11 protein-coding genes are annotated in these 13058 nt (G+C 57.8%); 7 read left to right on the forward strand and 4 right to left on the reverse strand.

Translation table 11 applies throughout. The annotated features are described in order from the left end of the window. Positions 1–28: 28 nt before the first annotated feature. The 4 genes from FGF66_RS00175 to truA all read right to left on the reverse strand — a co-directional run bounded on the left by FGF66_RS00175 (position 29) and on the right by truA (position 5141). Positions 29–1090, reverse strand: coding sequence for a 3-deoxy-7-phosphoheptulonate synthase (locus FGF66_RS00175; protein ID WP_139455697.1), 1062 nt, complete (start codon positions 1088–1090; stop codon positions 29–31). A 182-nt stretch (positions 1091–1272) separates the two neighbouring features. Next, the gene (locus FGF66_RS00180; RefSeq protein ID WP_139455698.1) at positions 1273–2460 is read right to left on the reverse strand and encodes an ArsA family ATPase; all 1188 of its coding nucleotides are present in this window, start codon (positions 2458–2460) and stop codon (positions 1273–1275) included. A 205-nt stretch (positions 2461–2665) separates the two neighbouring features. After that, positions 2666–4087 carry a lytic transglycosylase domain-containing protein gene (locus FGF66_RS00185; RefSeq protein ID WP_246046428.1) on the reverse strand — a complete coding sequence of 474 codons (1422 nt, stop codon included), beginning with the start codon at positions 4085–4087 and terminating at the stop codon, positions 2666–2668. A 319-nt stretch (positions 4088–4406) separates the two neighbouring features. Beyond that, positions 4407–5141: a tRNA pseudouridine(38-40) synthase TruA gene (truA, locus tag FGF66_RS00190; protein ID WP_170181113.1), complete on the reverse strand. Its 735-nt coding sequence runs from the start codon at positions 5139–5141 to the stop codon at positions 4407–4409. A gap of 226 nt (positions 5142–5367) precedes the next feature. Between truA and FGF66_RS00195 the strand changes: the two genes are divergently transcribed. The 7 genes from FGF66_RS00195 (at position 5368) to FGF66_RS00225 (ending at position 13002) form a co-directional block, all read left to right on the forward strand. Next, entirely contained in the window at positions 5368–7176 is a 1809-nt protein-coding gene (locus tag FGF66_RS00195) for an alpha-amylase family glycosyl hydrolase (RefSeq protein ID WP_139455908.1), read from the forward strand. A gap of 43 nt (positions 7177–7219) precedes the next feature. Continuing rightward, positions 7220–8131 (forward strand): carbohydrate kinase family protein, encoded by a 912-nt coding sequence (locus tag FGF66_RS00200; RefSeq protein WP_139455699.1) that lies wholly within the window; start codon positions 7220–7222, stop codon positions 8129–8131. A gap of 238 nt (positions 8132–8369) precedes the next feature. Then, on the forward strand, positions 8370–10130 hold the full coding sequence (locus FGF66_RS00205; protein ID WP_139455700.1) for a sodium:solute symporter family protein: 1761 nt from the start codon (positions 8370–8372) through the stop codon (positions 10128–10130). A gap of 2 nt (positions 10131–10132) precedes the next feature. After that, positions 10133–10726: a Maf family protein gene (locus FGF66_RS00210; RefSeq protein WP_139455701.1), complete on the forward strand. Its 594-nt coding sequence runs from the start codon at positions 10133–10135 to the stop codon at positions 10724–10726. Positions 10727–10728: 2 nt separating this feature from the next. Then, positions 10729–11670 (forward strand): tRNA (adenosine(37)-N6)-dimethylallyltransferase MiaA, encoded by a 942-nt coding sequence (miaA, locus tag FGF66_RS00215; RefSeq protein ID WP_139455702.1) that lies wholly within the window; start codon positions 10729–10731, stop codon positions 11668–11670. Between the two features lie 79 nt (positions 11671–11749). Next, complete coding sequence (locus tag FGF66_RS00220) at positions 11750–12040, forward strand: addiction module antidote protein (protein WP_139455703.1); 291 nt, start codon at positions 11750–11752, stop codon at positions 12038–12040. Positions 12041–12363: 323 nt separating this feature from the next. Next, positions 12364–13002, forward strand: a complete 639-nt coding sequence (locus FGF66_RS00225) for an STAS domain-containing protein (RefSeq protein ID WP_139455704.1) — start codon at positions 12364–12366, stop codon at positions 13000–13002. The last annotated feature ends 56 nt before the right edge of the window (positions 13003–13058 follow it).

A 13058-nucleotide genomic window follows, 5' to 3' on the forward strand; every position in this document is an offset into this window, starting at 1 on the left:
TTGATAAAAATTTCCGATGCCCGAACGATCAGGCTTTCGAGCGAACCTGCTTCATGAAGCCGGCTCCGTCCCGCAGCATTTTCTCGGTCTCGTCCCACGAGACGCACTCGTCGGTAATCGAGACGCCGTACTTCAGCTCGTCCGGCTTGACCGGGAAAGGCTGGTTTCCGGAGCGGAGGTTGCTCTCGATCATGACGCCAGCGATGCTCCTGTTGCCCCGCGCCTTCTGGGCGAGAATATCCTCCCAGACCTTGAGCTGGTTGCCACACTTCTTGCCGGAGTTGGAATGACTGCAATCGACAAGAAGGTATTCGGACAGCTCGGCCTTGTGAAGCTGCTTCTCGGCGTTGGCGATACTGTCGGCATCGTAGTTCGGTTTGCTGGAGCCGCCGCGCAGCACGAGATGACCGAAGGGATTGCCTTTGGTCGTGATGACGCTGCTGTGCCCATCCTGGTCGATGCCCAGAAAACTGTGCTGGTGCATGGCCGAACGAATGGCGTCGATGGCCACCTGAAGCCGGCCGTCGGTCGCGTTCTTGAAACCGACCGGCATCGACAGGCCGCTGGCCATCTGGCGGTGGGTTTGCGATTCGATCGTGCGCGCGCCGATAGCCGCCCAACTGATGAGATCGGCGACATATTGCGGCGAAATCGGATCGAGAAACTCCGTGGCCGCGGGCAAGCCCATCTCGTTCAGCTCGATGAGCAGCTTGCGGGCATGGGACAGACCGTGCTCGATGTCGTAAGTATCGTTGAGATGGGGGTCGTTGATGAAGCCCTTCCAGCCGATGGTCGTGCGGGGTTTCTCGAAATAGACCCGCATGATGATGCAGAACTCCGATTCAAGTTCTTTACGCAAGGCATAAAGGCGCGAAGCGTATTCGCGGGCAGCCTTGATGTCATGGATGGAACAGGGGCCGACAATGACCAGCATACGGCTGTCCTTGCCGGTAAGAATATCTTCGACTTCACGCCTTGCATGGCAGACGGTATCGGCTATATGCTCGGTAACGGGCAGCTTTTCTTTCAGCGCCCGGGGCGAAGTGAGGGTGATGATTCTTGAAACTCGTAAATCCTGTAATTGCTGCATTCGTAGTACTCAGAAAAATCGTCAATTATACACAATGTGTTGTAAGATAATAAAACAACAAGAATAACGGGAGCCGGGAACTGTAAATTCCTCGCGGCTCCGGCAAGCCCACAAACAGGAAAACCTGCCAAACCGGCAGGTTCTCCTGTTCCTCCAAATAGGCTATGAAAGAAAGGAGCCTGTTACTCCTTGGTAAAATCGATGTTGAGCCAACCGCTATCGAACGAAGCACCGGTGGACTCCAAGCCAGCCAGGAAGATCGGGAGCGCCACGATCTTCTGGTAGTCGCCGATACGGATGGTCAGGTCATCTCCAAGCTTCATGATCTTCGGCTCGAGACCCATGCTCTCCATGAATGGAAGCTTCACGCGAACCTTATAATGGCCGTCCGAGACTTTGGAGATGTTGATCGGATCCTCCGTGAAGAAGATATCGAGCGGGTTATCGGTTCCATAAACCTTCTCGCCAACCCTGCGAAGCATCTCCAGACCGACGACCTCATCGTCGAACAACGGCACCTCGGCGATCGGAATCGGAGCGAAAGCGTCGTTGATCTGCTCGATGTACTTCTGCTGGATGGCGCGCCATTTCTGGAAGTACGGGTCGGGGCTCTGGTCAGGCATGACGCGGTTGATGGTGATGCGATCAACCGTGATGCCGTAGAGGTTCAGGTAGGTCAAGGCACGCATCGACTCCTTGATGACCATCTTCTCGGGGTTCATAACCAGGCGCATGGTGGTTTTGGTGCCGTCGGCGAGCAGGTCGATGATCCCCTCGGTCGAGGAGAAGAGGTTGTCAACCTTCTCATAGACCTCCTCGGGAGCCACGAAATCGTCGAGCTTCTTGACCTTCTTGGAGAGCGGGCGGATCATCGGCTTGACCATGTACTTCTCGATGTTGCGGATCATCTTGATGAACCAGCCGAAGGTCTCCGGCAGCGAAAGCAGGCGAAGGGTTTCGCCGGTCGGAGCGCAGTCAACAACGAGAAGATCGAAATCTTTCTGTTCTTCGTTGTAGCGTTTGATGTAGGAGAGCGAGAACAGCTCCTCCATGCCGGGAAGCACACCCATCTCTTCGGCATAAACGCCTTCGATGCCGCGCGAGGCCATCAGGTGAGCGAAATGCTCGCGAACCACATCCCAGTTCAGGTTGAGGTCGCCGAAGACGCTCACCTCCTGTCCCCAGAGGTTCTCGGCGATCTTGACAGGCGAAGGCCCGAGTTCTATGTCGAGAGAGTCACCAAGGCTGTGGGCCGGGTCAGTCGACATGATGAGGGTTTTGTAACCCATATCCGCTGCTCTCAAGGCTGTTGCCGCAGCAACTGAAGTTTTGCCGACGCCGCCCTTACCGGTGAAAATGATATTACGCATACGCTGTTATGTTATAAGTACCCTTTATAGGTGGTTGAAGAAACTGGCCGTCTCACAGAAAACTGGACTTACGGTGCGCGCGAAAATTGAATGCTTAAGATAAAAAAAAACTGGCAATGACAAGAAGAACAACTGCCAAAGTATCACCGATTCCGATCAGAATCGCCAACAGTTTGTGTTGCCATTGAGCGCATCAGCCGCCCCTTCATTTACGCTTCTTTTTCGCCCCACCTTTCTTCCCGGCTTTTTTACCGCCCTTGCTCTTCTTGAGGGTCTTGCTCTTGCCGGAACTCTTGCTCGCCTTTGCTTTCAGCTTGCTTTTTTTACCCTTCAGCTTTGAGACAGATGATTTCCCGGAGCCTCGCTCGTTGATGGCCTTGAACACCACCAGCTTCTGGCCTGATTTCAGCCTGGAGCTTTTCAGATTGTTCCAGTCGATAATCTGGCTGACCGAAACGCCGTATTTGCGGGCCACGCGCGAAATTGTTTCGCCTCTGCTGACCACATGCGATTTACGGCCCCGACCACTGCTGATCACTTCGTCCTTGCGCTCGATATCACGAACCATCGTATAAAGGCGCGTCTTTTCGGCGACCAGCTCAGGCTTGTAGGTATAGATATTCTGCTCTTTTTGCAGGAATGTCTGAATGTATTGCTTTGGCAGCCTGATCATGTTTGGCCTGGATTCCGGAGCCGGAACAAGACCTGCTTTATATTGCGGATTGAGGAATCTGATATCCTCCATCGGCACACCAAGCACCTCGTTGAGCTGTTCGAAGGTGAGCGCATCCCTGACCGGAACCCTGCCGGTTTCGGAATAGAGGTATCCCGGTTGCGCCGGACGGATATTGTGCTCGCGGTAATAGTTCATGACGTAAGTCACCGCAATGAAAGCTGGAACGTAGCCGCGCGTTTCCTGCGGAAGGTAGGGCCATATCTCCCAGTAATCGCGCGCGCCGCCAGCTTTTCTTATGGCTCTCTGCACGGCGCCGGGTCCGGCATTGTATGCCGCGAGCGCCAGGAACCAGTCGCCAAACATGTCGTGCAGGTCGCGAAGATGCTCGCTCGCCGCCACGGTCGCCTTGTTGGGATCGTAGCGATCTTCGATGAACGACGAGGAGTGCAACCCGTACATTTTGCCCGTACCGCTCATGAACTGCCACAGACCGCGCGCCCCGGCGCGTGATACCGCCGTGGGGTTCAGCGCCGACTCGACGATGGCAAGGTTCTTCATTTCGGGAGGAATGCCGTACTTCCTGAACGATTCGTCGAATAACGGAAAATAGATATGGGTCAGGCCAAGCACCTTCGAGACGAACTTCCGCTTGTCAACGGCATAGACGCGGATGTAGCCCCTCACATGCTCGTTGTAAACGAGATCGAACTCGCTGTTCCTGGCCAGGTTGGCGATTCTGGAAGCGTAAACCGAGTCGCTGAACTGTGGAATGAACTCTTTGGGGAGATAGTCATAAGTCCCACTTTTTCCGGCGGGCGAAAACCGCTCATCCTGAAAATAGGTGGTGGTGACCAGGCTGTCGAGCATCTCCGAAACACGCGAAGCTCTCGAATTCGACGTGCTGTCGGACTCCGCGCCGAACGATACGGAGGAGATTGCGACAAACTGCAAGAATAGACAGACAAAAAAATGCCTGAACGGTAAAAAGCTTTTCACAAGCCGGGCCGGGTTAACAGATGAGGGTGCAAGGGCAGCCTCGGATTCAAGACAAAAAAAGAATGAGCTGGAAACATAACCAGAGAGCATGATTAATACAAGCAGCCAAAACAAAGAGGCGTAAAACCGGAACGGAGGAGTATTCAGCAAGAGAAAAAAAACGAAAGTCCAGCAGCCCGGCGACAAAGCAATCGTTCTCCACAATCCACCGCGAACCCCCGCCACTCATAATTCATAATTCATAATTCATAATTCATAATTCATAATTCATAATTCAATCATACCCGACCTTCCACAAGAAAAGCCCCGCAGCGTCGGCGGGCTTCAGGTTCGGCAAGCGGCGACAGCTTTCGAGCATCCCCACAAACTCCTCCTCTTCAAGACGACCCATCCCGGCCTCGATCATCCCGGCAACGAGGAAGCGCACCATGCTGCGAAGAAAGCGGTTCGCCTTGATGCGGAAGACATGGTAGCGCCCGGAGCGGCACCACCTGGCCTCCGTGACGGTGCAGATCGTGCTTTGCTGATCGGAGTCCTCTTTCGAGAAGGCCGCGAAGTCGCGGGTTCCGGGCAGCATCGCCGCCAGCCGGTTCATCGCGGCGACGTCGGGCTTGCCGTAAGAGCAGCCCGCGAAACGGCTGTCGATGGCCGACGGGCGTTCGAGCAGAAAGTAGCGGTACCCGCGCGACGTGGCGCTGAAGCGGGCGTGGAACGACTCCGGCGCTTGCCGCATGGCGGTGATTCGGATCGTATCGGGCAGGAGCGAGTTGCACGAATGGATCAGGCGGCCAAGCGGCATCGGCGAGCCGGTCGTGAAGCTCGCCACCTGCCCGCGAGCGTGGACGCCCTTGTCGGTTCTGCCCGCGCCGATGATGCCGATTTTCTCCTGCGTGATTCTGCCGAGCGCCGCCTCGATCGCGCCTTGCACCGTCGTCAACGCGCCAGACTGCCGCTGCCAGCCGGAAAAACCGGTTCCATCGTACTCGATCTCCATTTTGATAGTTCTCATCGTTCCCGCCATACGCTTCACAAATGCCTGAATGGTTCTGCTTATCTTTTCCCGATAATAATTATCTTTAGCAATTTTTCGCCTCTATCTACCCAGAAAATCTGACAGCTTGACAACGCCCACCCTCGACATCATCCTCGAATCGCTGGAATCGGCAAAGCGCCGCCAGCCCACCGAACCATACGCCGTGCCGAACCTCTGGCGCGCGGGCGCGACCGGTGTTTCGATGGTCGATCCTTTCGACTATTTCATCGACGCTATCGGCGCGATCAGGGCCTCGGCTCCGGTTGAGCCGGGCGTGGCGGCTGCGAGCGACCGGAACTGGAGCGCCTCGGCGACCGTGTACAACCTCTTCGTCCGGTACAACGCAGCTTTCGACCACGACCGCGACGGGCGCATCGGCACGGAGCCGCTCGCGGGCGGATTCCGGGAGACCGGCACCCTGCTCAAGGCCATCGCCATGCTGCCTTATATCAAGCGAATGGGCGTCAATACGCTCTATCTCTTGCCGCTGACGAGTATCGGCAAGGTCAACCGCAAGGGAGAACTCGGCTCGCCCTACGCAATCAAAAATCATTACAAGCTCGACGAAACCCTCGGCGAACCGGCGCTCGACCTGCCGGTGGAGACGCAGTTGAAAGCGCTGGTCGAAGCGGCGCATCACCTCGGCATGAGGGTCGTCTTCGAGTTCGTCTTCCGCACGGCATCGATCGACAGCGACTGGATCGGCGAGCACCCGGAGTGGTTCTACTGGCTCCGGACAGATCGCGACCCGGCGAGCTACGGCCCGCCCGCATTCGACCACAACACCCTCGCGCGAATCTACGAACAGGTGGACAAGCACGACTTCCACGAGCTGCCGGAGCCGGACGAGGCGTATCGCAGCCGCTTCGCGCCAACGCCAGAAACCGCCACGCCCGGCGAAAATGGCTACACGGGAACGACCCCGGACGGCGGCGAGTGCCTCATCGCCAGCGCCTTCGCCGACTGGCCGCCGGACGACCGCCAGCCGCCGTGGACCGACGTCACCTACCTGAAGCTGCACGATGCGCCGCGCTTCAACTACATAGCGTACAACACGATACGGATGTACGACGAGGCGCTCGAACGCCCGGAGTTCCGCGCGATGGCGCTCTGGCAAGAGATCACCGGCATCATCCCGTGGTGCCGCGACGAGTTCGGCATCGACGGCGCGATGATCGACATGGGCCACGCGCTGCCGCCGGAGCTGAAAGCCGCCATCGTCACGGAGGCCCGCCGGGGCAAACCGGAGTTCGCCTTCTGGGACGAGAACTTCGACCCGTCGCCGAAACTGAAGGAGGAGGGGTTCAACGCCGTGCTCGGCTCGCTGCCTTTCGTCATTCACGACGTGCAATACATCAAGGGACTGCTGAATTTCCTGAACCGCAACGGCGTGGCGATCCCGTTTTTCGCCACTGGCGAAAATCACAATACGCCGCGAGTGTGCCACCATCTTACAGGAAAGGAGGCGGGACGACGGCGAGCGCTCTTCCTCTTCACGCTCGGCGCGGTGCTTCCGGCAATGCCCTTCATCCACTCCGGCATGGAGATTTGCGAGTGGCGTCCGGTCAACCTCGGCCTGAACTTCACCGACGACGACCGCCAGCACTTCCCCGCCGAGACGTTGCCGCTGTTCGCCCCCGCCGCCTGCGACTGGTCGGAATCCAACGGCTTCGCCCCGCTCTGCGACGACATCCGCCGGGTGCTCGACATCCGGAGCCTCTACCTCGACCTCGTCCGCCGCGGCGAAATCGGCTCGATCATGCAGCCCTACATCTCCGACCCGGCGCTTTTGACTGTCATGCGTAAATCCGGCGAGAAAACGCTCGTCTTCGCGGGCAACAGCAATTTCGACGACGCTGTTTCAGGCACGATGGAGTTCGATGAAGAGGCGATGGAACTCGAAGAGCTGATCACGGGACGGAAACTGACCGTCTCCGACCACAAGGTGACGCTCGATTTCGCGCCGGGCGAGTGCATTCTGTTCGAGCTGCCGGGCGCGGCTGAAGAGTAATTCCAACACGACATTTTCCAGTAACCCATTTAATTATCATATCATGTCACTTCTCGTCATTGGATCCCTCGCTTTCGACGACATTGAAACCCCCTTTGGTCGCTCCGACAACACCCTCGGCGGCTCATCGACCTACATCGCGCTTTCGGCGAGTTACTTCACCGATCCGATCAGGATGGTCGGCGTCGTCGGTTCCGATTTCGGGGAGGAGCACTTCGGCCTGCTTCACTCAAAAAATATCGACACGAAAGGCATCCAGATGGTCGAGGAGGGCAAAACCTTCCGCTGGGCGGGGCGCTATCACTACGACATGAACACCCGCGACACGCTCGACACGCAGTTGAACGTCTTCGCCGCGTTTGATCCGCACGTCCCGGCGCAGTACCGCGACTCGAAGTATGTGTGCCTCGGCAACATCGATCCCGAATTGCAGCTCAAGGTGCTCGACCAGATTTCCAACCCGGAGCTGATCGTGTGCGACACGATGAACTTCTGGATCGAGGGCAAACCCGAAGAACTGAAAAAGGTGCTCGCGCGGGTTGACGTCTTCATCGTCAACGACAGCGAGGCCCGCCTGCTCTCCGGCGAGCCGAACCTGGTCAAGACCGCGCGCATCATCCGCGAGATGGGGCCGAAAACCCTCATCATCAAGAAGGGCGAACACGGCGCCTTGCTCTTTACCGACAACGGGATTTTCGCCGCCCCGGCCTTCCCGCTCGAATCGATCTTCGATCCGACCGGCGCTGGCGACACCTTCGCGGGCGGCTTCATCGGCCACCTGGCCCGCTGCGGCAGCACGAGCGAGGCCGAGATGCGCAAAGCCGTGCTCTACGGCAGCGCCATGGCCAGCTTCTGCGTCGAGCAGTTCGGCCCCTACCGCTACAACGAACTCGACCTGCTCGAAGTCGATGACCGCTACCAGAGCTTCCTGGAGCTGTCGCGCATAGAGGGGTAACATCGTTTGGGGCGAACGACACGCTCGCTCTTTGGTAAACTTCTGTAGGGGCGAACCTGTGTGTTCGCCCTTGCGGGTAACAGCAGTGGACTTAGTGGACGCAATGGACAAAGGCGAAAGTTCTCCATCTCTTATTCGTCCCATTCGTCCTGTAAGTCCCATTCGTCCTGTAAGTCCCATTCGTCCCATGAGCAAGCTCGCAAGAACCATAACCGTGCTTTACCAAACCCAACCACCAATGGCGCAACTTACCCTGCTCGATATTGCGATCATCGCGAGCTACCTGCTTTTGACGCTGTTTGTCGGACTTTTCTTCTCACGAAGAGCCTCCGAAAACGTCGGCGAGTTTTTCCTCTCGGGGCGCAAGCTGCCGTGGTGGATCGCGGGCACCGGCATGGTGGCGACCACCTTCGCCGCCGACACACCGCTCGCCGTGGCCGGATTCGTGGCCAAAAATGGCATCGCGGGCAACTGGGTCTGGTGGACCTTCGTGTCGGGCGGAATGCTCACGGTATTCTTTTTCGCGCGCCTCTGGCGACGGGCCAACATTCTGACCGATCTCGAATTCATCGAGCTGCGCTACAGCGGCAAGGCCGCGAGTTTTCTGCGCGGCTTCAAAGCGGTTTACTTCGGTCTGTTCATCAACGCAGTCATCATCGGGTGGGTCAACCTGGCCATGTTCAAGATCATCAAAATCATGATTCCCGGCCTCAACCCGGAACTTGCCATCGTGGGGCTGGTGATTTTCACGGCGATCTACTCCGGCATGTCAGGCCTCTGGGGCGTCTCGATCACCGACGCCGTGCAGTTCGTCATCGCGATGGGCGGCTGCATCGTCCTCGCCGTGCTGGCGGTCAACTCACCGCAGGTCACGGCGGCAGGCGGGCTGAAGCAGGCGCTACCCGGCTGGATGTTTGACTTCTTCCCGTCGTTCTCGTCGGCTGTAAACACTTCGCAGACAGGAGCTTACGCGCTCCCCTTCACCGCCTTCGCCGCCATGGCCTTCGTGCAGTGGTGGTCATCGTGGTATCCGGGCGCGGAGCCGGGCGGCGGAGGCTACATCGCCCAGCGCATGATGAGCGCGAAAGACGAAAAAAACTCGCTGCTCGCCACCCTCTGGTTCACCATCGCCCACTACTGCGTACGCCCGTGGCCGTGGATCGTGGTCGGCCTCGTGAGCCTCGTGATGTTCCCGAACCTGCCTGTTGGACAGAAGGAGGACGGCTTCGTGTATGTTATGAACGCCGTGCTGCCCGCCGGACTGAAAGGCCTGCTCATCGCAGCCTTCATGGCAGCCTACATGTCCACGCTCTCGACCCACCTCAACTGGGGCACAAGCTACCTCATCAACGACCTCTACAAGCGCTTCGTCAAGCCGGAGGCCGAAGAGAACCACTACGTTCTGATGTCGAGGATCGTCACGGCGGTGACCGCTATCTTCGCGCTTTATATCACTTTCTACGTGCTGGAGACCATCACCGGCGCGTGGGAGTTCATCATCCAGTGCGGCGCGGGCACGGGCTTCGTGCTGATCATGCGCTGGTTCTGGTGGCGGCTCAACGCCTGGTCGGAGATCACCTCGATGGTTGCGCCAATCGTGGCGTACACTTGGGTGAGCCGCTTCACCACGCTCGCCTTCCCCGACACGATTTTCGTCATCGTGCTCTTCACGATTGTCTGCACACTCGCCGTCACCGGGCTCACCAAGCCGACTGACCGCGAGAAGCTGTACGCCTTCTACCGCACCACGCGGGTCGGCGGAGCGCTGTGGAAACCGGTAGCCGACGAACTTCCTGACGTAAAAGGCGATACCGGCTTCCCTGCCCTCTTCGCCGACTGGTTTTTCGGCATCGTGCTGGTTTACGCCACACTTTTCGGCACCGGCAAACTGATCTTCGGCGAGCCACTTACCGCCGCGCTCTACTACGCCGCCAGTGCAGTCGCAGGAGCGATGATTTACCGAGACCTTTCGAAACGCAACTGGAAAACCTTCGACTGACGATGAGCGGACAAAAGCGACTTATCCTCGCCTCGCAATCGCCGCGCCGCAAGGAGCTACTCGCCATGACGGGCATTCCATTCGAGACGGCCTCGGTCGAAATCGACGAGACCTTCGATCCGGCGCTTTCGGTCGAGGAGAATGTGCTCGCTGTCTCGCGAAAAAAAGCCGAAGCCGTGCTACGCACTTTATCGTCGGCGGACGCGAACGCTGTCGTGCTGGGATCGGACACCACGGTGGTGCTCGACGGCGCGGCGCTCGGCAAGCCCGGCGACTTCGACCATGCCTTCGAGATGCTCTCGGCGCTGCAAGGCCGCAGCCACGAGGTGCTCACCGGCTTCTGCATCCTGCACGACGGCAACGCGGTGATGAACTATGCCCGCACCACCGTCGAATTTGGCGTAATAACGCCCGGCGAAATCACCCGTTACATCGAGGTGATGAAACCTTTCGACAAGGCTGGAGCCTATGGCATCCAGGACCCGCTGCTTGCCTGCTTCGTGACGCGCATCGACGGCTGCTACTACAACGTCGTCGGCCTGCCGGTCTCGAAAGTCTACGCAGCGCTCAAACCGCTCTTCCCCTCCGAAGGCTGACGATGAACGACAAACCGGTTCTCGTGATCCTCGGCCCCACCGCTTCCGGCAAAACGGAGCTGGCCTTCCGCATCGCCCGCCAGATCGGCGGCGAGATTGTCTCGGCGGACTCGCGCCAGATCTATCGCGGCATGGACATCGGCACGGCCAAGCCGCCACGCGAGATGCTGGAGGAGATCAGACACCACTTCATCGACGAAAAAGAGATCGGCGAACCCTTCAGCGCGGGAGATTTCGCGGAACAGGCGGCGGAGCGAATCCGGGAACTACGTCAGCGCGGCATTACGCCAATAGTCGCGGGCGGCTCGACGCTCTACATAGAAGGCCTGCTCAAAGGCTTCGCCGAACTCCCGCCCGCCGACCCGGAGATCAGGGCGCGGCTGACCCGCGAACTCGAACGTCACGGCGCGGAAGCGCTCTACCGCCGACTCGAAGCGCTCGATCCCGAACAGGCCCGCACGCTCGACCCCACCAAGAGCCAACGCCTCGTCCGAAGCCTCGAAATCATCGAGCTTTCCGGCCAGACCGTCACCGCCTTGCAGCGAAAAACCACCGGCCCGTCCACCGGAATCGACTTCACCGTCATCGGCATCGACCTGCCCCGCGAGCTTCTCTACGATCGCATCAACCGCCGCACGGCAGCCATGATGCAAGCTGGACTCGAAGCCGAAGCCCGTCGCCTCTACGACCAGTTCCGCGACCAGTGGCGCAGCAAAACCCTCAACGCTCTGGCCACCGTCGGCTACCGCGAACTCTTCGAGCACTTCGAGGGCCTGCACGACCTCCAGACCGCCGAAGTCCTCATCGCCCAACACACCAGAAACTACGCCAAACGGCAATTGACCTTTTTCAGAAACCGACTGGATATGGAGTGGGTGGCTGCGCCGCTGGACGAAGCCGGGGTTGATGCGTTGGTGGAAGTGATTTGCCGGAGGATTGGGTAAAGCGCTTTTTCCAAGATAATTCCACGAAATAATTTTCTTCCTGAATACATCACCTGTAACAATATCAAGGAAGGAAACTATGAACACGGTGACAATCCGGGATTTTGACCCGGCACACTACCTCGACAGCGACGAAATGATTGTCGAATACCTCAAGGCAACCGCGGAAGACCCGAATCCGGAGGTTTTTCTTGGAGCCTTGGGCGACGTCGCCAGGGCGAAAGGCATGGCCGAGATCGCGAAAAAAACGGGCCTTGGCCGAGAAAGCCTCTACAAAGCTCTGCGTCCTGGAGCGCATCCGCGATATGAAACTGTGAAAGCGGTACTCAAAGCGATTGGCGTGGAACTGACATTCAAAGCGGTTTCGTGAACAGACTCGAACCGACATCGCGAATTGACCGCTATGTTTTGCTCTTGTAATCGTTTGTCAAGTAATCGCATTCAATGCCTTGCGAGCAGCGAGCGATTACAGTTTGAGCGTAGGGCCGCACAGTTTTTTTGAGACCTCTCCCCACCCCCAACATTTTACGCCGTCACAAAAAAATCATTTGAATGAATCGAATTTTGTACGATAATAGGGAAAGGAGACGCTTCGCATCGGTGTCTCAACCATCCCTCAACTGACGCGGAGCGGAAAAGGCAGAGCAAGTGCCTTTTATAAAATAAGTTACCGTATTTCCGCTGGAGTTCTGTATGAAACACTCCGTATCTACCCGCAAGGAATTGACCATCCTCAAGCTCGAAGAACCGGTTTTCGATGTCCGCCATGCCAACAGTTTCAAGGCGACTATCGACAGCATGGTCAGTAACGAGACCAGTAAAAACGTCATCATCGATTTTTCACAGGTCAAAGCGATCGATTCCTCCGGCATCGGCTCGATGCTTCTTGCCCACCAGCGGGCCAACAGCTCCGATGGTCTGGCCATTTTCGTCTCGCTCTGCCAGCAGATCAAGGACCTGCTCAAGCTGACCAACCTCGACAAACAGCTCTACATCTTCTCTTCGATCAACGAGGTCATGACGCTCATCGAACCGGCCCTGAAGGGTAAACGCAGCAGCCGGTCACGCCAACCGCAGGTTCAGGACGAAGGCGTCGATGAAATCGACGTCGAACTTGAAATCCCGGACGAGGTCTTCGACAGCGAAACCTTCTGCGACATCGAAGACGAAACGGAGGAGAACCCCGAACTCGAAGAACTCGATGAGCTCGAAGAATCCGATGAAGACGAAAAACCACGGCAGAAAAACAATCCCCCCGAACATCCCTCCGCCAAAAAACGTGGCCGCCCGAAAAAGAGTCCCCAGAACGGCAAGGAACAACTGAAAACCTGAAGCTGCTCGAACAAATCCCCTCCTTCGATCTTCACGCTGTCTGGCAGTGCCGGGCG

The sequence above is a fragment of the Chlorobaculum thiosulfatiphilum genome (assembly GCF_006265165.1).
In the GTDB taxonomy this organism is placed as follows: Bacteria; Bacteroidota; Chlorobiia; order Chlorobiales; family Chlorobiaceae; genus Chlorobaculum; species Chlorobaculum thiosulfatiphilum.

Coding starts and splice junctions, on each gene's coding strand:
- truA (WP_170181113.1), bottom strand. CDS start 5,141: ATGAGAACTATCAAAATGGAGATCGAGTACGATGGAACCGGTTTTTCC.
- FGF66_RS00175 (WP_139455697.1), bottom strand. CDS start 1,090: ATGCAGCAATTACAGGATTTACGAGTTTCAAGAATCATCACCCTCACT.
- FGF66_RS00220 (WP_139455703.1), top strand. CDS start 11,750: ATGAACACGGTGACAATCCGGGATTTTGACCCGGCACACTACCTCGAC.
- FGF66_RS00225 (WP_139455704.1), top strand. CDS start 12,364: ATGAAACACTCCGTATCTACCCGCAAGGAATTGACCATCCTCAAGCTC.
- miaA (WP_139455702.1), top strand. CDS start 10,729: ATGAACGACAAACCGGTTCTCGTGATCCTCGGCCCCACCGCTTCCGGC.
- FGF66_RS00180 (WP_139455698.1), bottom strand. CDS start 2,460: ATGCGTAATATCATTTTCACCGGTAAGGGCGGCGTCGGCAAAACTTCA.
- FGF66_RS00210 (WP_139455701.1), top strand. CDS start 10,133: ATGAGCGGACAAAAGCGACTTATCCTCGCCTCGCAATCGCCGCGCCGC.
- FGF66_RS00200 (WP_139455699.1), top strand. CDS start 7,220: ATGTCACTTCTCGTCATTGGATCCCTCGCTTTCGACGACATTGAAACC.
- FGF66_RS00205 (WP_139455700.1), top strand. CDS start 8,370: ATGGCGCAACTTACCCTGCTCGATATTGCGATCATCGCGAGCTACCTG.
- FGF66_RS00195 (WP_139455908.1), top strand. CDS start 5,368: ATGGTCGATCCTTTCGACTATTTCATCGACGCTATCGGCGCGATCAGG.